An 18,713-nucleotide genomic window follows, 5' to 3' on the forward strand; every position below is an offset into this window, starting at 1 on the left:
TCATTATTGAGGAGCAAATTATGAAGTAATTAATCTTTATCTAGTTTATATTTTGAAAGGTCCATCCCAAAGTTCAAACCTTTAACATTTACAAGCTCTTCAAGCTCTGTTAATGATTTTTTACCGAAGTTACGGAATTTCATTAAGTCGTTTTTATTAAAAGAAACTAAGTCTCCTAATGTATCTACTTCTGCAGCTTTTAAACAATTAAGAGCACGTACAGATAAGTCCATATCTACTAATTTAGTTTTTAGTAGTTGTCTCATGTGAAGCGATTCTTCATCATAAGTTTCTGTTTGTGCAATTTCATCCGCTTCTAATGTAATACGCTCATCTGAGAATAACATGAAGTGGTGAATTAAAGTTTTAGCTCCTTCTGTTAATGCATCTTGAGGAGTAATAGAACCATCTGTTTGGATTTCGAAAACTAATTTTTCGTAATCTGTCTTTTGTTCTACACGAAAATTCTCAATGCTATACTTAACATTTTTTATTGGTGTGTAAATTGAATCTGTAAAGATTGTACCTATTGGTGCAGAAGACTTTTTATTTTCTTCAGCAGGAACATAACCTCTTCCTTTTTCAATTGTAATTTCCATGTTAATATTTACTTTAGGATCTAAATTACAGATTACTAATTCTGAATTTAATACTTGGAATCCTGAAATAAATTTTTGAAAATCACCAGCTGTAATTTTATCTTGACCAGAAATAGAGATAGAAACAGCTTCGTTGTCTACATCTTCTATTTGACGCTTAAAACGCATTTGTTTTAAGTTTAATATCATTTCTGTTACATCTTCAACAACTCCTGCGATAGTAGAAAACTCGTGATCTACACCTTCCATTCTAACAGATGTGATTGCAAATCCTTCTAAAGAAGAAAGTAATACTCTTCTTAAAGCGTTTCCAACGGTTAAACCATAACCAGGTTCTAGTGGTCTGAATTCGAATTTACCTTCGAAATCAGTAGAATCTATCATGATTACTTTATCTGGTTTTTGAAAATTAAATACTGCCATTTTGCTCTTCGTTTTAATTGTTATTTAGTTGCGCGATTTAAAAGTATGAAGAAGACTAATAAATCCTTTGGCTAAATACCAATATGATTAATTTATTATTTAGAATATAATTCTACGATGAATTGCTCGTTGATGTTTTCTGGAATTTGAAGTCTAGCAGGTACAGAAACATAAGTTCCTTGCTTTGTATCATTGTTCCATGTAATCCATTCGTAAACATTACTTGAGTTTGATAAAGATCTATCAATAGCTTCAAGTGATTTTGATTTTTCTCTAACAGCAACAACATCTCCAGCTTTTAAAGAATATGAAGGAATGTTTACCAATCCACCATTTACAGTAATATGTCTGTGAGATACTAATTGTCTAGCTCCACTTCTAGTAGGAGCAATCCCCATTCTAAATACTACGTTGTCTAATCTAGACTCGCAAAGTTGTAATAAAACTTCACCTGTAATACCTTGTGCAGCTGTTGCTTTTTTGAATAAACCTCTAAATTGACGCTCTAAAATACCATATGTATATTTAGCTTTTTGTTTTTCCATTAATTGGATTGCGTATTCAGATTTTTTTCCACGACGTCTAGCGTTTCCGTGTTGTCCTGGAGGGTAATTTCTTTTTTCAAAAGATTTATCTTCTCCAAATATAGCTTCGCCAAATTTACGTGCTATTTTAGTTTTAGGACCAGTATATCTTGCCATTTTAAATTGTTTTTTTAAGAGTGTTTGTGAATTAAGGTCTTAATCTTATCCTTCGACAAACGTGAATCTCTTGTTGATACTTGATTATTATTTTTCAGTTTGCAAATTTACGTATAAAAAACTTAATAGCAACTATAAAAATACAGTTGCTATTAAATTATTACATATATAAATTATACTCTTCTACGTTTTGGAGGGCGACATCCATTATGAGGTAATGGAGTAACATCAATAATTTCTGTTACTTCTATTCCTAAATTGTGGATAGAACGAATAGCAGATTCTCTACCATTTCCTGGTCCTTTAACGTAAGCTTTCACTTTCTTTAAACCTGCTTCTTTTGCTACACCTGCAGCATCTTCTGCAGCTAATTGCGCAGCATACGGAGTATTCTTTTTAGAACCTCTGAATCCCATTTTACCAGCTGAAGACCATGAAATCACGTCTCCTTTTTTGTTGGTAAGTGAAATAATGATGTTATTAAAAGAAGCCGTAATGTGTACTTCTCCAACAGCATCTACTATAACTTTACGTTTTTTAGTACTTGACTTTGCCATATTATTTTAGCTTTTAGTATTAGTTAATAGTCGCTAGAATCCTAAACCTTAATTTCAAACAGATTCTTTCCAACGTCTAAAGACTAAAGACTATATTATTATTTAGTTGCTTTCTTCTTGTTAGCAACAGTTTTTCTTCTACCTTTTCTAGTTCTAGAGTTGTTCTTAGTACGTTGTCCTCTTAATGGAAGACCAGATCTATGACGAATACCTCTGTAACATCCAATATCCATTAATCGCTTAATGTTTAATTGTGTTTCAGAACGTAATTCACCTTCAATTGTGAACGTTCCAACAGCATCACGAATGGCTGCTATTTGATCATCGTCCCAATCTTGAACTTTAATACTTTCGTCAACTTTAGCTTCCGCTAAAATTTCTTTTGATCTGCTTCTACCTACTCCGTAGATATAAGTTAGAGATATTACTCCTCTTTTCTGTTTTGGTATGTCTACACCTGCAATTCTTGCCATAATTATCCTTGTCTTTGTTTGAATCTAGGATTCTTTTTGTTAATCACGTAAAGTCTACCCTTTCTACGCACTATTTTGCAATCTGCGCTTCTTTTTTTAATTGATGCTCTTACTTTCATCGTATTAGTATTGGTATTTAGTATCTATAAGTTATACGAGCCTTAGTTAAATCATAAGGACTCATTTCTAATTTCACTTTATCTCCTGGTAGTAATTTAATATAATGCATACGCATTTTACCGGAGATGTGCGCTGTCACAATGTGACCGTTTTCTAATTCTACACGAAACATAGCATTTGATAATGCTTCTATAATTGTTCCGTCTTGTTCTATTGCTGCTTGTTTTGCCATAGTATATAAATTAAGCTACTGCTTTTCTATTTTTACCAGTCTTCATCAAGCCATCATAGTGTCTATTTAACAAGTAAGAATTTACTTGTTGCATAGTGTCTATTGCTACACCTACCATAATTAATAGAGATGTACCTCCAAAAAATAATGCCCAACCAGATTGCACATTCATTAGCTTAACAATAAATGCTGGAAATATTGCTATAAGTGCTAAGAATATAGAACCAGGTAATGTAATTTGAGACATTATCTTATCTAAATACTCTGAAGTTTCAGATCCAGGACGTATACCAGGGATAAATCCTCCGCTACGTTTTAGATCATCTGCCATTTTATTTGTAGGTACTGTAATTGCTGTATAAAAATATGTAAATATAATAATTAATAAAGCAAATATTAAATTGTACCAAAAACCAAACATGTCTGAAAAATTAGTTTGCATCCATTGTCCAGCTGCTGTATCTTTTAAGAAAGAAGAGCTACCTATTAAACCTGGTACAAACATAATTGCTTGTGCAAAGATAATTGGCATAACTCCTGAAGCATTAAGTTTTAATGGAATAAATTGTCTTGCTCCACCAAATACATTTTTCTCATACCCTCCAGATGCTGTTCTTCTAGCATATTGTACTGCAATTTTTCTAACCGCCATTACTAACATGATACATGCTGCAATAATTGCTAACCAAATTACCAGTTCGAAAAGAATTAACATTACGTTATTTCCTTCTAATCTAGAAGATGCATTTAATAAGAAGTTTTTAGGTAAAGTTGCAATAATACCAACCATAATTAATAATGAAATACCATTACCAATACCTTTATCTGTAATCTTCTCACCTAACCACATTGCAAATACACATCCTGTTACTAAAATAATAACAGAAGAGAAATAGAATAAACCTCCTTGACCTAATAAAAAGGCCGATTGCGGAATACCTAATGCTGGTAAACTTGCTAAATATCCTGGTGCTTGTACCAAACATATTCCTATAGTTAACCATCTTGTTATTTGCGTGATTTTCTTTTGTCCACTTGCTCCTTCTTTTTGCAGTTTTTGTAAATAAGGAATTGCTATTCCCATTAACTGAACTACAATAGAAGCAGAAATGTAAGGCATGATACCAAGAGCAAAAACAGATGCGTTAGCAAATGCTCCACCTGTAAATGCATTTAATAAACCTAATAAACCATCTTCTGTATTACCTTGTATACCTTCTAATTGTGAAGCATCAATACCTGGAAGTACTACCTGTGCTCCGAAACGATATACTAAAAGTAAACCTAATGTTAATATTATTCGGTTTCTTAGTTCTTCAATTTTCCAAACATTTTTTAATGTCTCTATAAATTTCATGCTTCTTAATTAATTATAAAGTTACTGCTTCTCCTCCAGCTGCTTCGATAGCTGCTTTTGCAGTTGCTGTAAATTTATGAGCTGTTACTGTTAATTTAGATTTTAATTCACCACGTCCTAAAATTTTAACTAGCTCATTTTTGCCAGCTAAACGTAACGTAATCATTGTATCTAGATCAAGAGTATCTTTAATTACTTTGTCATCAATTAACTGTTGTAGTTTATCAAGATTTACACCTTGATATTCTTTACGGTTAATATTAGTAAAACCAAATTTAGGTACACGACGTTGAATAGGCATTTGACCTCCTTCAAAACCAACTTTCTTAGAGTAACCAGAACGAGATTTTGCTCCTTTGTGACCACGTGTAGCAGTACCACCTTTCCCAGAACCTTGTCCACGTCCTATACGTTTACCTTGATTTTTTACTGAACCTTCTGCAGGTTTTAAATTACTTAAATCCATTTGTAAGTGTTATATTATTTTGCTTCTTCAACAGAAACTAAATGTGAAACTTTAGCAACCATACCAAGGATATTTGGTGTGGCATCGTGCTCTACTACTTGACCAATCTTTTTAAGTCCAAGAGCCAATAATGTTCTCTTTTGTCTTTGTGTACGATTGATTGCACTCTTTACTTTTTTAACTTTTATCTTTGCCATCGTTTTCCTTTATTATCCTTTAAAAACTTTTTCAAGAGAAATTCCTCTATCACGAGCAATTGTTCTTGCATCTCTTAATTGTAATAAAGCATCAAAAGTTGCTTTTACTACGTTATGAGGGTTTGATGAACCTTGAGATTTTGATAATACATCATGTACTCCAACTGCCTCAAGAACTGTTCTTACAGCTCCACCAGCAATTACTCCTGTACCAGGAGCTGCAGGAATGATGTTTACTCTTGCTCCACCAAATTTTCCTTTTTGTTCATGTGGTAATGTACTTTTTATTAAAGGAATACGTACTAGGTTTTTCTTTGCGTCTTCTACTGCTTTTGCAATTGCACTAGCAACGTCTTTAGATTTTCCTAAACCGTGTCCTACTACACCTGCTTCATCACCAACCACTACGATTGCTGAAAAACCAAATGCTCTACCACCTTTAGTTACTTTAGTAACTCTTTGTACACCAACTAAACGATCTTTAAGATCTAATCCACTTGGTTTAACTAGCTCTGCGCTTTTGAATTTTTGATACATAATTTCTTAGAATTTAAGTCCTGCTTCTCTAGCTCCATCAGCTAATGATTTTACTCTACCATGATATATATATCCACCTCTATCAAAAGAGATTGTATTTATACCAGCTTTTATTGCTCTTTCGGCAACAGCCTTACCTACTAATGTAGCTATTTCTGTTTTATTCCCTTTAGCAGAACTAATGTCTTTATCTCTTGAAGATGCAGCACTGATAGTATTACCAGTTACATCATCAACTATTTGAGCATAAATTTCTTTATTACTTCTAAAAACAGATAATCTCGGTCTAGATCCTGTACCTGATACAGTCTTACGGATTCTGTTTTTTATTCTTATTCTTCTTTCGAATTTTGATAGTGCCATAATTAACTTATTAAGCTGATTTACCTGCTTTTCTTCTTAGTACTTCTCCAACAAATTTCACACCTTTTCCTTTGTAAGGTTCTGGTCTACGGAAGCCACGTATTTTTGCAGCTACTTGACCAACTAATTGTTTGTCGAAAGATGTTAATTTTATAATTGGATTTTTTCCTTTGTCTGAAACTGTTTCAATTTTGACTTCTGGAGCAATATCCAATACTATGTTATGCGAAAAACCTAAAGCTAAATCTAATTTTTGCCCTTGGTTTGATGCTCTATATCCTACACCTACTAACTCTAGATTTTTAGTCCATCCTTTAGATACACCTTCAATCATGTTATTCATTAATGATCTATATAAACCATGTTTGGCTTTTTGATCTTTAGAGTCTGAAGAACGAGTAACTAAAACGTTACCATCTTCAACTTTGATATCAATGGTATCAAAGTTTTGTGTTAATTCTCCTAATTTACCTTTTACAGTAACAACATTATCTTTAATGTCTACTGTTACGCCTTCTGGAATGGCTACCGGATTATTTCCTATTCTTGACATTTCTTTTGGGCTTTAAATTAGTAAACGTAGCAAAGTACTTCACCACCTACATTATCTCTTGTTGCTTGTTTACCTGTCATTACTCCATGAGAAGTAGAAACGATGGCAATACCAAGACCGTTTAAGATTCTAGGCAGTTCTTTTGAACTTGCATACTTACGTAAACCTGGTTTACTGATTCTTTGAATTTTCTTGATTACAGGTTCTTTTGTTTCTTTATTGTACTTAAGGGCAATCTTAATTGTCCCTTGTACTGAAGAATCATCAAACTTGTAGCTTAAAATATATCCTTGATCGAATAATATTTTAGTGATTTCTTTTTTCAAGTTAGATGCAGGAATTTCTACCACTCTGTGGTTTGCTCTTACAGCATTTCTAACTCTAGTTAAATAATCCGCTATTGGATCTGTGTACATAACTAATTGATTTTGTGATCTCGGTTTTCAACGTTGGTGTTGAACCTAAAATCTGATTATATTTAATTTTACCAACTTGCTTTTCTAACGCCTGGGATTAACCCTTGATTTGCCATTTCTCTAAATGTAACACGAGAAATTCCAAAGGTACGCATGTAACCTTTTGGTCTTCCTGTTAATTTACATCTATTATGCATACGCACTGGCGAAGCGTTCTTAGGTAACTTTTGTAATGCTTCGTAATCTCCAGCTTCTTTTAAAGCTTTACGTTTCTCAGCATACTTTGCTACTGTATTTGCTCTTTTCACCTCGCGGGCTTTCATTGATTCTTTAGCCATAACTTAGTTCTTTTGAAAAGGTAACCCTAGTTCTGTTAATAATGATTTTGCTTCTTTATCTGTTTCGGCAGAAGTTACAAATGTAATATCCATTCCTGAGATTTTGTTTACCTTATCGATATTTATCTCTGGAAAGATAATTTGTTCTACAACACCTAAGTTGTAGTTACCTCTTCCGTCAAATCCTGTAGCTTTAATCCCGTTAAAATCTCTTACACGAGGTAAGGCAGATGTTATTAAACGGTCTAAAAACTCATACATTCTTTCACCACGTAAAGTAACTTTTGCGCCAATTGGCATCCCTTTACGTAATTTAAATGTAGCAACATCCTTTTTAGAAATTGTTGCTATAGCTTTTTGTCCAGTTATAGTAGTTAATTCTTCTAACGCGTAGTCGATTAACTTTTTATCTGCAACTGCAGCTCCAACTCCTTTAGATAAAACTATCTTTTTAAGTTTTGGAACTTCCATTACATTTTTATAACTAAATTCTTCTGTAAGAGCAGCAACTATTTTGCTTTTATACTCTTCTTTAAGTCTTGGTGAATATGCCATAACTATATTACTTCATTAGATTTTTTTGAAAATCTTACTTTCTTATCGCCTTCCATTCTATAACCAACTCTTGTTGTCTCTCCTTTCGAAGTTAACAACGATAAGTTAGATATTTGAATTGCAGCTTCTTTTTCTACGATTCCACCTTGAGGACTTTGAGCACTTGGTTTAGTATGTTTCTTCACCATGTTTACTCCCTCAACGATCGCTTTGTTCTTATCGGTTAATACTTTAAGTACTTTACCTTCTGATCCTTTATGATCTCCAGCAATTACTCTAATAGTATCTCCTGATTTTATTTTAAGCTTTGTCATCTTAATATATTGTCTTAAAGCACTTCTGGTGCTAATGATACAATTTTCATGAATTGTTTATCACGAAGTTCTCTAGCAACAGGTCCAAATACACGTGTTCCTCTCATTTCACCCGTTGGGTTTAAAAGCACACAAGCATTGTCATCAAATCTTATATAAGATCCGTCTGGACGTCTTACTTCTTTTTTTGTACGTACTACTACTGCAGTAGAAACAGCTCCTTTTTTAATGTTTCCATTAGGAGTTGCATCTTTTACGGCAACAACAATTTTGTCACCTACAGAAGCGTATCTTCTCTTTGTACCACCTAGAACACGAATGGTTAAAACCTCTTTCGCCCCAGTGTTATCAGCTACCTTTAATCTTGATTCTGTTTGTATCATAATTATTTAGCTCTTTCTATTATTTCAACTAATCTCCAACATTTCGATTTAGATAAAGGTCTTGTTTCCATGATCTTTACTGTATCTCCAATATTACAGTCGTTTGTTTCGTCGTGTGCAACATATTTCTTTGTCTTTAACACGAACTTTCCATACATAGGGTGTTTTACTTTTTTTACTTCGGCAACAACGATTGATTTCATCATTTTGTTACTAGTAACTACACCTACGCGTTCTTTTCTTAAGTTTCTTTTTTCCATCTTTTCAGCTGAATTATTGTAATTCTCTTTTAGTTAATTCAGTCGCAATTCTAGCTACTGCTCTTCTTACAGAACGTAACTGTATTGGATTCTCTAAAGGAGATACTACATGAGCCATTTTAAGGTCTGAATAACTTTTTTTCGTCTCACTAAGTTTCTCTTGTAACTCAGCAATAGATAATTCTTTAATTTCTGATTGTTTCATCATCTTAAATTATTATGCTTGATAATCTCTAGCAATTACAAACTTAGTTTTTACTGGTAATTTTTGTGCTGCTAGACGTAAAGCTTCTTGAGCTACTTCTAATGGCACTCCACCAATTTCGAATAAGATTCTTCCTGGTTTAACTACTGCTGCCCAATATTCTACAGCACCTTTACCTTTACCCATACGTACTTCAAGAGGTTTCTTTGTGATTGGCTTATCTGGAAAGATTTTTATCCACAATGATCCTTCTCTTTTCATGTAACGAGTAGCAGCAATACGTGCAGCTTCAATTTGACGTGAAGTTAAAAAGTTTGAATCTAATGATTTTATTCCAAAAGTACCGTATGATAATTGGTGACCTCTACCAGAGTTCCCCTTCATACGTCCCTTTTGCATTTTTCTAAATTTTGTTCTTTTAGGCTGTAACATTTTTCCTTTTCTTTAAAAAATTACTTTCTACGACGAGATTGATTCTTATTATCTCTTCCGCCTCTTCCACCTTTTCCTTGCTTCTTAGATAATCCAACAAGCGGAGAAAGCTCTCTTTTACCATACACTTCACCTTTCATGATCCATACTTTCACACCTAATCTACCATAAGTAGTATGTGCTTCAACTAAAGCATAGTCAATATCAGCTCTGAAGGTTGATAAAGGAATACGTCCATCTTTGTAATGTTCAGAACGTGCCATTTCAGCACCATTCAAACGACCACTAATTTGGATTTTAATCCCTTCTGCATTCATTCGCATTGTAGCAGCAATTGCCATCTTGATTGCACGTCTGTATGAAATTCTGTTTTCAATTTGACGAGCAATACTTGATCCTACTAAAAATGCGTCAAGTTCTGGTCTTTTGATTTCAAATATGTTTATTTGAACCTCTTTACCTGTAATTTTTTTAAGCTCTTCTTTTAACTTGTCTACCTCTTGGCCACCTTTTCCGATAATAATACCAGGTCTAGCAGTAGTGATAGTAACGGTTACAAGTTTTAAAGTTCTTTCAATAATTACTCTTGATACACTAGCTTTAGATAAACGTGCATGAACATACTCTCTGATTTTATAATCTTCAGCAAGCTTATCACCATAATCATTTCCTCCATACCAGTTAGATTCCCATCCTCTGATAATTCCTAAGCGATTTCCGATTGGATTTGTTTTTTGTCCCATATCTATCTTAGCTTTGTGTGTTATTGTTAGCTCCTACCACGATTGTAACGTGATTTGATCTTTTTCTAATTCTGTGTGCGCGACCTTGAGGTGCTGGACGTAATCTTTTTAACATAGATCCGCCATCTACTCTAATCTCTTTAACAAATAATTCTGCTTCTTCAATAGATGCATCTTCGTTTTTAGCTTGCCAGTTTGCAATTGCAGACAACAATAATTTCTCTAAACGATTTGAAGCTTCTTTTTGACTAAACTTTAATATGTTAAGTGCTTTTTCTACGCGTTCACCTCTTACTAAATCGGCTACTAAACGCATTTTTCTTGGTGATGTAGGACAGTTATTAAGTTTTGCAAAAGCGATTTCCTTTTTTGCTTCCTTAATAGCGTCTGCCATTTGTTTTTTACGACTTCCCATAGCTCTACTTTTTACCTTTATTTTTAGCACCAGCGTGACCTCTAAAAGATCTTGTTGGTGAAAATTCTCCTAACTTATGTCCTACCATGTTTTCTGTTACGTAAACTGGCACAAATTGACGACCGTTATGTACTGCTATAGTTTGTCCAACAAAATCTGGAGTAATCATACTTGCTCTTGACCAAGTTTTGATTACTGTTTTTTTGTTAGCATCTACATTAGCTGCAACTTTTTTCTCTAATTTATAATGAACGTAAGGTCCTTTTTTTAATGATCTTGACATATCTTATTTCTTTCTACGTTCTACAATATATTTATTACTCGCTTTTGTTTTAGAACGGGTTCTATAACCTTTAGCCGGTATACCATTTCTAGAACGAGGATGACCTCCAGAAGACTTACCTTCTCCACCACCCATTGGATGATCGACAGGATTCATTACTACTGGTCTAGTACGTGGACGTCTACCTAACCATCTTGTTCTACCAGCTTTACCTGATACTAACAATTGATGATCTGAGTTAGAAACAACTCCTATTGTAGCCATACAAGTGATTAACACTAAACGTGTTTCACCTGACGGTAATTTTATAGTTGCAAACTTACCGTCTCTTGCCATTAATTGAGCGAATGCACCAGCACTACGAGCCATAACAGCTCCTTGACCTGGACGTAACTCAATACAAGAGATAATAGTTCCCAAAGGAATTTTACCTAAAGGCATAGCATTTCCAACTTCTGGACTTGCTGCATCTCCTGATACTAATTTCTGACCTACTTGTAAGCCATTTTGAGCAATAACGTATCTTTTCTCGCCATCTTGATAATTCAATAATGCGATGAAGGCAGTTCTGTTTGGATCGTATTGGATTGACATAACTTCACCAGGAACTCCTGTTTTATCACGTTTAAAATCGATAATACGATACTTTCTTTTATGACCTCCACCTATATAGCGCATGGTCATTCTACCTTGACTGTTTCTACCACCTGAACGTTTTTTCGGAGCTAATAAACTTTTCTCCGGCTTATCAGTAGTTATGGCGTCATACCCATTTACTACTCTAAATCGCTGTCCTGGTGTGATTGGTTTTAATTTTCTTACTGACATTTCTCTTTAATTACATGTTAGTGTATAAATCAATTATCTCACCTTCCGCCAGTTGTACAATTGCTTTTTTAACAGCATTTGTTTTACCATGTTGAATACCAGTTTTTGTAAACTTAGTACTTCTATCTGGACGGACATTTATAGTACGAACTTTTTCAACAGAAACTCCATAAGCAGCTTCCACCGCTTTTTTGATTTCTACCTTGTTCGCCTTTGTATTCACTTGGAAAGTATAGCAGTTGTTTAACTCGCTATTCGCTGTCGCTTTTTCCGTGATTATCGGTTTAATTAAGATATTCATTTGTTTCTTATTTACTTAAATTCGTTTCAATTCCTTCTAAAGAACTCTCTAAAAGAACTATTTGATTTGCGTTTAAAATCTTATAAGTGCTTAACTCTGAGTTAATTAACACTTCAGTGCCTTTTAAATTGCGTGACGACAAATATACATTATTATTTGACGCACCCAACACAAACAGTGATTTTTTGTTTTCTAATCCTAAAGCTTTTAAAACTGAAGTGAAATTTTTTGTCTTTGGAGTATCGAAATTTAAGTCTTCAATAACTACAATTGACTTTTCACTAGCCTTAATACTTAAAGCCGATTTACGTGCTAAACGCTTAAGGTTTTTGTTTAATTTAAAGCTATAGTTTCTTGGTCTTGGACCGAACATACGACCACCACCTCTGAATACACCAGATTTGATAGATCCTGCTCTTGCAGTACCAGTTCCTTTTTGCTTTTTAATCTTACGTGTACTTCCAGTAATCTCAGCTCTTTCTTTCGATTTGTGAGTACCTTGTCTTTGGTTTGCTAAATATTGTTTAACATCCAAATATACAGCATGATTATTAGGTTCAATAGCATACACATCTTTAGAAAGGTCTACCTTTCTTCCTGTGTCTTTTCCGTTAATATCTACAACTGCTACTTTCATTATTTTCTAATAATTACATAAGCGTTTTTATGACCAGGAACACATCCTTTAACCACAAGTAGATTCTTATCAGCAACTACTTTTAAAACTCTTAAATTTTGAACTTTTACTGTGTCTCCACCCATTCTTCCGGCCATTTTCATTCCTTTGAATACTCTCGCAGGATATGAAGCTGCACCAATAGAACCTGGAGCTCTTAAACGGTTATGTTGACCATGCGTAGCTTGACCAACCCCGGCGAATCCATGACGTTTTACAACCCCTTGAAATCCTTTACCTTTTGAAGTTCCAGCTACATCAACAAACTCACCTTCTGCAAAGTGTTCTACTGTTATAGCATCTCCCAATTTGTACTCCGCATCAAAACCTTGAAATTCAACGATTTTACGCTTAACAGAAGTACCCGCTTTTTTAGCATGACCTAAGTCAGCTTTAGTAGCGCTCTTTTCTGTCGCGTCATCGAAACCAAGTTGAATAGCTTTATAACCATCAACTTCTTCAGTTCTGACTTGGGTAACGATACATGGCCCAGCTTCGATTACTGTACAAGGAATATTTTTCCCGTTTTCATCAAAGATGCTGGTCATACCGATTTTCTTTCCAATTAACCCAGACATATTATTATTTATTTATTTGTTACTATTTATTAAAAAACAAGGCTGAAAATACGTTTCAGCCTTGAATTGTATTTTTACCGTTTTTCCTTAACCATCGTTAAGGACATGTAAGTTTAAAACTTAAACTTTGATCTCTACTTCAACACCACTTGGCAACTCTAATTTCATAAGAGCGTCAATTGTTTTAGAAGATGAAGAGTAAATATCTAATAAACGCTTATAAGAGCTTAATTGAAATTGTTCTCTTGACTTCTTGTTTACGTGAGGTGAACGTAATACAGTGAAAATCTTTTTGTGTGTTGGTAATGGAATTGGTCCAGTTACAACAGCACCTGTACTTTTTACTGTTTTTACAATCTTTTCAGCAGACTTGTCTACTAAGTTATGATCGTAAGACTTTAATTTGATTCTAATTTTTTGACTCATTTTCTTAACTTTTTAAGATTGTTCTCCTTTAGCTGCTTTAATTACTTCTAAAGAAATATTTGAAGGAGTTTCCGCGTAATGTGAAAATTCCATTGTTGATGTTGCACGACCTGAAGATAATGTTCTTAATGTGGTTACATAACCAAACATTTCAGATAATGGTACAGTTGCTTTTACAGTTTTTGCACCAGCTCTATCTCCCATATCACTTACTTGACCTCTTCTTCTGTTTAAATCACCTACAATATCACCCATATTTTCTTCTGGAGTAATAACTTCTAGCTTCATAATAGGCTCCATGATTACCGCTTTTGCAGCTTTAGCACAGTTTTTAAATCCTAATTTTGCAGCTAATTCGAAAGAAAGTTGATCTGAATCGACATCATGATAAGAACCATCTCTCAATGTTACTTTCATTGCATCTACTTCAAAACCTGCTAATGGTCCATTTACCATTGCCATTTTAAATCCTTTTTCAATAGAAGGGATAAATTCTTTAGGAACGTTACCACCCTTAATTACGGATTCGAATTGTAAACCTACAACACCTTCATCAGCTGGCTCAACCGTAAATACGATATCTGCGAATTTACCACGACCACCAGATTGTTTCTTATAAACTTCTCTATGATCTGCTGCTTGTGTAATAGCTTCTTTATATTCAACCTGAGGTTGCCCTTGGTTTACTTCTACTTTAAACTCACGTCTTAAACGATCTACAATTACATCAAGGTGAAGTTCACCCATTCCTGAAATAATAGTTTGTCCTGAAGCTTCGTCTGAACGAACAGTAAAGGTAGGATCTTCTTCCGCTAATTTAGCTAATCCTATCCCTAACTTATCCACATCTGCTTTAGTCTTAGGCTCCACTGCGATACCAATTACTGGATCTGGGAAGTCCATCGATTCTAAAACGATAGGATGATCTTGCGAAGAAAGTGTATCTCCTGTTTTGATAGATTTAAATCCAACAGCAGCTCCAATATCTCCAGCTTCGATATAATCAATTGCATTTTGCTTGTTAGCGTGCATTTGATAAATACGAGAAATACGTTCTTTTTTACCAGAACGGTTATTTAACACATAAGAACCTGCATCTAAACGACCAGAATAAGCTCTAAAGAATGCTAAACGACCTACAAAAGGATCTGTAGCAATCTTAAATGCTAATGCAGCGAAAGGCTCATCTACACTTGGCTTACGAATTTCTTCTTTATCTGTATCTGGATTCACACCAACAATACCTTCCTTGTCCATTGGAGAAGGTAAGTAACGACATACAGCATCTAATAAGAACTGAACACCTTTATTTTTGAAAGCAGAACCACAAATCATAGGAATGATAGCCATATCCATTACAGCAGCTCTAAGTGCTTTATGCACTTCTTCTTCTGTAATTGAATCTTCATCTTCCATGAATTTCTCTAAAAGATTCTCATCATAACTTGCTACTTCTTCAATTAAAAGTGCACGATATTTACGAGCTTCTTCTTTCATATCCTCAGGAATTTCGATAACATCGAAAGTTGCTCCTTGAGTCTCATCATGCCATACAATAGCACGATTCTTTACTAAATCTATAATACCTTTAAAATCTTCTTCGTCACCAATGTTTAAAACGATTGGCACCGCATTAGATTTTAACATATCTTTTACTTGTTGACAAACTCCTAAAAAGTCAGATCCTTGACGGTCCATTTTATTAACGAAACCAATTCTTGGCACTTTATAGTTATCTGCTAATCTCCAGTTAGTTTCAGATTGAGGCTCAACACCATCTACTGCACTAAATAAGAATACTAAACCATCTAATACACGTAACGATCTATTTACCTCTACAGTAAAATCAACGTGACCAGGAGTATCAATAATATTAAAGTGATAATCCTTAGTATCAGGAGTTGGTTCTGCATTCTCTAATGGAAACTTCCAAGTACAAGTTGTAGCTGCAGACGTAATAGTAATACCACGTTCTTGCTCTTGCTCCATCCAGTCCATTGTTGCTGCACCATCATGTACCTCACCAATTTTATGTGAAACTCCTGTATAATAAAGTACACGCTCTGTTGTTGTAGTTTTACCTGCATCAATATGAGCTGCGATACCTATGTTTCTTGTATATTTTAAATCTCTTGCCATTTCTTATTAAAATCTAAAGTGAGAGAATGCTTTATTTGCTTCTGCCATTTTATGAGTATCTGTCTTCTTCTTAACAGCTGCTCCTTCTTCTTTAGCTGCTGCTAAAACTTCTGATGCTAAACGTTGTGCCATAGATTTCTCATTTCTTTTACGAGAATAACTAATTAACCACTTCATTGCTGTTGATACTTTTCTGTCTGGACGGATTTGCATTGGAATTTGAAATGTTGCACCACCTACTCTACGACTACGTACTTCTACGTGAGGCATAACGTTAGATAAGGCATCTTTCCAGATTTCTAAAGCTGTTTTTTCGTCATCTGTTTTCTTTTCTTCTACAATTGCAATTGCATCGTAAAATACTTTAAAAGCTATAGACTTTTTACCATCCCACATCATCATATTAACGAAACGAGTTACTAACTGGTCGTTAAATTTTGGATCTGGCAAAAGCGGTCTTTTCTTCGCTGCTCTTTTTCTCATGTCTTCTTCTTAAAGTTTAAATTACTTCTTAGGGCGTTTTGCTCCATACTTAGATCTACGTTGTGTTCTACCTGCAACACCTGCTGTGTCTAAGGCACCACGAACGATGTGATATCTAACTCCTGGCAAATCTTTTACCCTTCCACCTCTAACCAATACTATCGAGTGCTCTTGTAAATTGTGTCCTTCACCACCGATGTATGCATTAACCTCGTTACCGTTTGTTAAACGAACCCTTGCTACCTTACGCATTGCTGAGTTTGGTTTTTTAGGTGTCGTCGTGTAAACACGAGTACACACACCACGTCTTTGTGGACACGAATCTAAAGCAGCCGATTTACTCTTCTTGGTTATTTTGGCTCTTCCTTTTCGTACTAATTGTGAAATTGTTGGCATATATATTATATATAAATTTTAAAATCCTCTTCTTAGAGGGCTGCAAATGTAGGAATTAATTTGAAAAAATCAAACTTCAACCCATTAATTTTTCAGAGAATTTAAAATTTAAGTTTCAAACTATATTATTTTTGTGGTTTTTCCGTTAGATTTACATTATAAAAAAGTTTTCATATATCTGTGACTAAGCCTTTCTTTTTATTCCTATTCCTATCTTTTCTATTCGCTTCAGAAGCAATTAGTCAAAATCTATACTTAAAAGTTACTGGTCAATCGGATAGAGAAACAAGTATTCTAGATTCTATAACTTACAAAAAAATACATCTGGAATTAAATTCCATTAAACAGGAAATAGATTCCCTTCAAAAGCAACTTTATAAAATTGGCTATATTGAAAATGAGTTGAAACAACTTCGTAAAGAAAATGATTCTACCTACTTCGGGATTTTCGATTTAAAACAAAATTATAAAGACATCCATATATACTATAAGGAGGACTTCATTAAGAAATCTATACTTGAAGAAATTTCTTCGGAAGTTTATGATGATTATTTTGTTTTACCTTTTAATGAGATCGAAACTTCCCTCTATTCCTTAAACACTAAAATTAGTGATCTAGGTTTTCCGTTTAGCGAAATTACACTTCAAAATATCACTATAAAAAATACAACTTCATTAAAAGCTTTTTTAGTTTCCAAAGAGATCATAACAAAAAGAAGTATCGACAAAATAATTTTAAAGGGTTATGATAAATTCCCTAAAGCGTATTTAAAGCATTATTTAAAATTAAAGAGAAAGCAAACTTTTAACCTTTCAGAAATCAAAAAGAAGACAGAAATCTTTAAAGAATTAAAATTTGCGAATCAAATAAAAGAACCTGAAGTACTTTTTACTAAAGATTCTACCATACTATATATATATGTAGAAAAAACGAAAAGTAACAATTTTGATGGTTTTTTAGGATTTGGTTCTAATGAGACAACCAATAAAATTGATTTTACGGGGTATCTAAATCTAAACTTAAACAACAACCTAAATTCTGGAGAGTCTTTTCAACTGATTTACAAAAGTGATGAAAACGAACAAAAGACTTTTGATGTCAATTTAAATTTACCTTATTTATTTAATTCTCCAATTGGTGCGGAAGTTGGTTTGAAAATATTTAAAAAAGATTCCTCCTTTACCACCGTAAATCAAATTGCTAAAGTATTTTATCAAATAAATCCGCAAGCAAATATTTACCTTGGCGTTAATAGTACGACTTCTAATAACTTATTACAAGAGGAAAATGCATTATCCCAAATACAAGATTACAATTCTAATATTTACAATTTAAGGTTTACCTATAATAAGCTTCAAAACAATTATCTATTTAATAAAAACCTCTTTTTAGCTATTGAAGCAGGTAATGGTAAAAGAAGTTACGCGAACAATACAGAAAACCAAACGCTATTATTTATTGACGCCTTTAAAATTTTCAATCTCAACAAGAAAAACAGTGCTTATTTGAGAGTCAATGGTTCCTCCTTACTTTCTAAAAACTATCTAGAGAATGAATTATTTAGGTTTGGTGGTATAAACTCTATTCGAGGTTTTGAAGAAAACAGCCTTACCGCTTCTCTATACGGGCTTGCAAACACAGAATACAGGTACCAACTTAGCAATTCCCTGTACATACACTCTATTATTGACTTCGCTTATTTTGAGAACGAGCTTACCACACAAAAAGAAAAACTATACGGTTTTGGTTTTGGCTTTGGTTTACTAACCAAAGCAGGTATATTAAAGTTTAATTACGCAAACGGCAAGAGCGAAAATCAAAAATTCAAATTTTCTAATTCCAAAATCCACCTAAGTTTAACAGCGGTTTTTTAACTTAATATTGGGTTTAAAAGTGCTGATTTTAAAAAAAAATCGAAATTTTAACCAATTATTATTGTTTTATTAACTTTTTATTATGATTT

The 18,713-nt window shown here is 33.7% G+C and carries 32 protein-coding genes; 1 reads left to right on the forward strand and 31 read right to left on the reverse strand.

Annotation, left to right across the window (positions count from 1 at the left end):
- Positions 1–29: 29 nt before the first annotated feature.
- From AMD28_RS03915 to rpsL, 31 genes are all read right to left on the reverse strand, one after another.
- Entirely contained in the window at positions 30–1,022 is a 993-nt protein-coding gene (locus AMD28_RS03915) for a DNA-directed RNA polymerase subunit alpha (protein WP_055442862.1), read from the reverse strand.
- A 95-nt stretch (positions 1,023–1,117) separates the two neighbouring features.
- The gene (gene rpsD, locus AMD28_RS03920) at positions 1,118–1,723 is read right to left on the reverse strand and encodes a 30S ribosomal protein S4 (RefSeq protein ID WP_055442863.1); all 606 of its coding nucleotides are present in this window, start codon (positions 1,721–1,723) and stop codon (positions 1,118–1,120) included.
- Positions 1,724–1,896: 173 nt separating this feature from the next.
- Positions 1,897–2,280: a 30S ribosomal protein S11 gene (gene rpsK / locus AMD28_RS03925; RefSeq protein WP_055442864.1), complete on the reverse strand. Its 384-nt coding sequence runs from the start codon at positions 2,278–2,280 to the stop codon at positions 1,897–1,899.
- Between the two features lie 98 nt (positions 2,281–2,378).
- The gene (gene rpsM, locus AMD28_RS03930; protein WP_055442865.1) at positions 2,379–2,753 is read right to left on the reverse strand and encodes a 30S ribosomal protein S13; all 375 of its coding nucleotides are present in this window, start codon (positions 2,751–2,753) and stop codon (positions 2,379–2,381) included.
- A 2-nt stretch (positions 2,754–2,755) separates the two neighbouring features.
- Positions 2,756–2,872 (reverse strand): type B 50S ribosomal protein L36, encoded by a 117-nt coding sequence (gene ykgO, locus AMD28_RS18315; RefSeq protein WP_010519235.1) that lies wholly within the window; start codon positions 2,870–2,872, stop codon positions 2,756–2,758.
- A gap of 17 nt (positions 2,873–2,889) precedes the next feature.
- Positions 2,890–3,105, reverse strand: coding sequence for a translation initiation factor IF-1 (gene infA / locus AMD28_RS03935; protein ID WP_007094967.1), 216 nt, complete (start codon positions 3,103–3,105; stop codon positions 2,890–2,892).
- 10 nt (positions 3,106–3,115) lie between these two features.
- Positions 3,116–4,462: a preprotein translocase subunit SecY gene (gene secY / locus AMD28_RS03940; RefSeq protein ID WP_055442866.1), complete on the reverse strand. Its 1,347-nt coding sequence runs from the start codon at positions 4,460–4,462 to the stop codon at positions 3,116–3,118.
- Positions 4,463–4,475: 13 nt separating this feature from the next.
- The gene (rplO, locus tag AMD28_RS03945; protein WP_055442867.1) at positions 4,476–4,928 is read right to left on the reverse strand and encodes a 50S ribosomal protein L15; all 453 of its coding nucleotides are present in this window, start codon (positions 4,926–4,928) and stop codon (positions 4,476–4,478) included.
- 14 nt (positions 4,929–4,942) lie between these two features.
- Positions 4,943–5,125 carry a 50S ribosomal protein L30 gene (gene rpmD / locus AMD28_RS03950; protein WP_055442868.1) on the reverse strand — a complete coding sequence of 61 codons (183 nt, stop codon included), beginning with the start codon at positions 5,123–5,125 and terminating at the stop codon, positions 4,943–4,945.
- A 12-nt stretch (positions 5,126–5,137) separates the two neighbouring features.
- Complete coding sequence (rpsE, locus tag AMD28_RS03955) at positions 5,138–5,662, reverse strand: 30S ribosomal protein S5 (protein WP_055442869.1); 525 nt, start codon at positions 5,660–5,662, stop codon at positions 5,138–5,140.
- Positions 5,663–5,668: 6 nt separating this feature from the next.
- Entirely contained in the window at positions 5,669–6,025 is a 357-nt protein-coding gene (gene rplR, locus AMD28_RS03960) for a 50S ribosomal protein L18 (protein WP_055442870.1), read from the reverse strand.
- A gap of 10 nt (positions 6,026–6,035) precedes the next feature.
- Positions 6,036–6,578: a 50S ribosomal protein L6 gene (gene rplF, locus AMD28_RS03965; protein ID WP_055442871.1), complete on the reverse strand. Its 543-nt coding sequence runs from the start codon at positions 6,576–6,578 to the stop codon at positions 6,036–6,038.
- A gap of 17 nt (positions 6,579–6,595) precedes the next feature.
- Entirely contained in the window at positions 6,596–6,994 is a 399-nt protein-coding gene (gene rpsH, locus AMD28_RS03970) for a 30S ribosomal protein S8 (protein WP_055442872.1), read from the reverse strand.
- 68 nt (positions 6,995–7,062) lie between these two features.
- Positions 7,063–7,332 carry a 30S ribosomal protein S14 gene (rpsN, locus tag AMD28_RS03975; protein WP_055442873.1) on the reverse strand — a complete coding sequence of 90 codons (270 nt, stop codon included), beginning with the start codon at positions 7,330–7,332 and terminating at the stop codon, positions 7,063–7,065.
- Positions 7,333–7,335: 3 nt separating this feature from the next.
- Positions 7,336–7,887 carry a 50S ribosomal protein L5 gene (gene rplE / locus AMD28_RS03980; RefSeq protein WP_055442874.1) on the reverse strand — a complete coding sequence of 184 codons (552 nt, stop codon included), beginning with the start codon at positions 7,885–7,887 and terminating at the stop codon, positions 7,336–7,338.
- A 2-nt stretch (positions 7,888–7,889) separates the two neighbouring features.
- Complete coding sequence (gene rplX / locus AMD28_RS03985) at positions 7,890–8,201, reverse strand: 50S ribosomal protein L24 (RefSeq protein ID WP_055442875.1); 312 nt, start codon at positions 8,199–8,201, stop codon at positions 7,890–7,892.
- A 14-nt stretch (positions 8,202–8,215) separates the two neighbouring features.
- Positions 8,216–8,584: a 50S ribosomal protein L14 gene (rplN, locus tag AMD28_RS03990; RefSeq protein WP_055442876.1), complete on the reverse strand. Its 369-nt coding sequence runs from the start codon at positions 8,582–8,584 to the stop codon at positions 8,216–8,218.
- Between the two features lie 2 nt (positions 8,585–8,586).
- Complete coding sequence (rpsQ, locus tag AMD28_RS03995; protein WP_055442877.1) at positions 8,587–8,844, reverse strand: 30S ribosomal protein S17; 258 nt, start codon at positions 8,842–8,844, stop codon at positions 8,587–8,589.
- A gap of 13 nt (positions 8,845–8,857) precedes the next feature.
- Entirely contained in the window at positions 8,858–9,049 is a 192-nt protein-coding gene (gene rpmC, locus AMD28_RS04000) for a 50S ribosomal protein L29 (protein WP_055442990.1), read from the reverse strand.
- A gap of 12 nt (positions 9,050–9,061) precedes the next feature.
- Positions 9,062–9,481: a 50S ribosomal protein L16 gene (gene rplP, locus AMD28_RS04005; RefSeq protein WP_055442878.1), complete on the reverse strand. Its 420-nt coding sequence runs from the start codon at positions 9,479–9,481 to the stop codon at positions 9,062–9,064.
- Between the two features lie 20 nt (positions 9,482–9,501).
- Positions 9,502–10,224 (reverse strand): 30S ribosomal protein S3, encoded by a 723-nt coding sequence (gene rpsC / locus AMD28_RS04010; RefSeq protein WP_055442879.1) that lies wholly within the window; start codon positions 10,222–10,224, stop codon positions 9,502–9,504.
- Between the two features lie 7 nt (positions 10,225–10,231).
- Entirely contained in the window at positions 10,232–10,639 is a 408-nt protein-coding gene (rplV, locus tag AMD28_RS04015) for a 50S ribosomal protein L22 (protein ID WP_055442991.1), read from the reverse strand.
- 4 nt (positions 10,640–10,643) lie between these two features.
- Complete coding sequence (rpsS, locus tag AMD28_RS04020; RefSeq protein WP_055442880.1) at positions 10,644–10,922, reverse strand: 30S ribosomal protein S19; 279 nt, start codon at positions 10,920–10,922, stop codon at positions 10,644–10,646.
- A gap of 3 nt (positions 10,923–10,925) precedes the next feature.
- The gene (gene rplB, locus AMD28_RS04025; RefSeq protein ID WP_055442881.1) at positions 10,926–11,750 is read right to left on the reverse strand and encodes a 50S ribosomal protein L2; all 825 of its coding nucleotides are present in this window, start codon (positions 11,748–11,750) and stop codon (positions 10,926–10,928) included.
- Positions 11,751–11,760: 10 nt separating this feature from the next.
- Positions 11,761–12,051: a 50S ribosomal protein L23 gene (gene rplW, locus AMD28_RS04030; RefSeq protein ID WP_055442882.1), complete on the reverse strand. Its 291-nt coding sequence runs from the start codon at positions 12,049–12,051 to the stop codon at positions 11,761–11,763.
- Between the two features lie 7 nt (positions 12,052–12,058).
- A complete protein-coding gene (rplD, locus tag AMD28_RS04035) occupies positions 12,059–12,688 on the reverse strand; it encodes a 50S ribosomal protein L4 (protein ID WP_055442883.1) in 630 nt (209 codons plus the stop codon).
- Positions 12,688–13,305 carry a 50S ribosomal protein L3 gene (gene rplC / locus AMD28_RS04040; protein WP_055442884.1) on the reverse strand — a complete coding sequence of 206 codons (618 nt, stop codon included), beginning with the start codon at positions 13,303–13,305 and terminating at the stop codon, positions 12,688–12,690. Before rplC ends, rplD begins: the two co-directional genes overlap by 1 nt.
- A gap of 120 nt (positions 13,306–13,425) precedes the next feature.
- On the reverse strand, positions 13,426–13,731 hold the full coding sequence (rpsJ, locus tag AMD28_RS04045) for a 30S ribosomal protein S10 (RefSeq protein ID WP_010181931.1): 306 nt from the start codon (positions 13,729–13,731) through the stop codon (positions 13,426–13,428).
- A 12-nt stretch (positions 13,732–13,743) separates the two neighbouring features.
- Positions 13,744–15,870 carry an elongation factor G gene (gene fusA, locus AMD28_RS04050; RefSeq protein ID WP_055442885.1) on the reverse strand — a complete coding sequence of 709 codons (2,127 nt, stop codon included), beginning with the start codon at positions 15,868–15,870 and terminating at the stop codon, positions 13,744–13,746.
- A gap of 6 nt (positions 15,871–15,876) precedes the next feature.
- On the reverse strand, positions 15,877–16,353 hold the full coding sequence (gene rpsG, locus AMD28_RS04055; protein WP_055442886.1) for a 30S ribosomal protein S7: 477 nt from the start codon (positions 16,351–16,353) through the stop codon (positions 15,877–15,879).
- A 21-nt stretch (positions 16,354–16,374) separates the two neighbouring features.
- Positions 16,375–16,749, reverse strand: coding sequence for a 30S ribosomal protein S12 (rpsL, locus tag AMD28_RS04060; protein WP_008269190.1), 375 nt, complete (start codon positions 16,747–16,749; stop codon positions 16,375–16,377).
- 180 nt (positions 16,750–16,929) lie between these two features.
- On the opposite strand from rpsL, the gene AMD28_RS04065 reads away from it, so the two are divergent.
- Complete coding sequence (locus AMD28_RS04065; protein WP_241492437.1) at positions 16,930–18,624, forward strand: BamA/TamA family outer membrane protein; 1,695 nt, start codon at positions 16,930–16,932, stop codon at positions 18,622–18,624.
- The last annotated feature ends 89 nt before the right edge of the window (positions 18,625–18,713 follow it).

The organism is Lacinutrix himadriensis (assembly GCF_001418105.1).
In the GTDB taxonomy this organism is placed as follows: Bacteria; Bacteroidota; Bacteroidia; order Flavobacteriales; family Flavobacteriaceae; genus Oceanihabitans; species Oceanihabitans himadriense.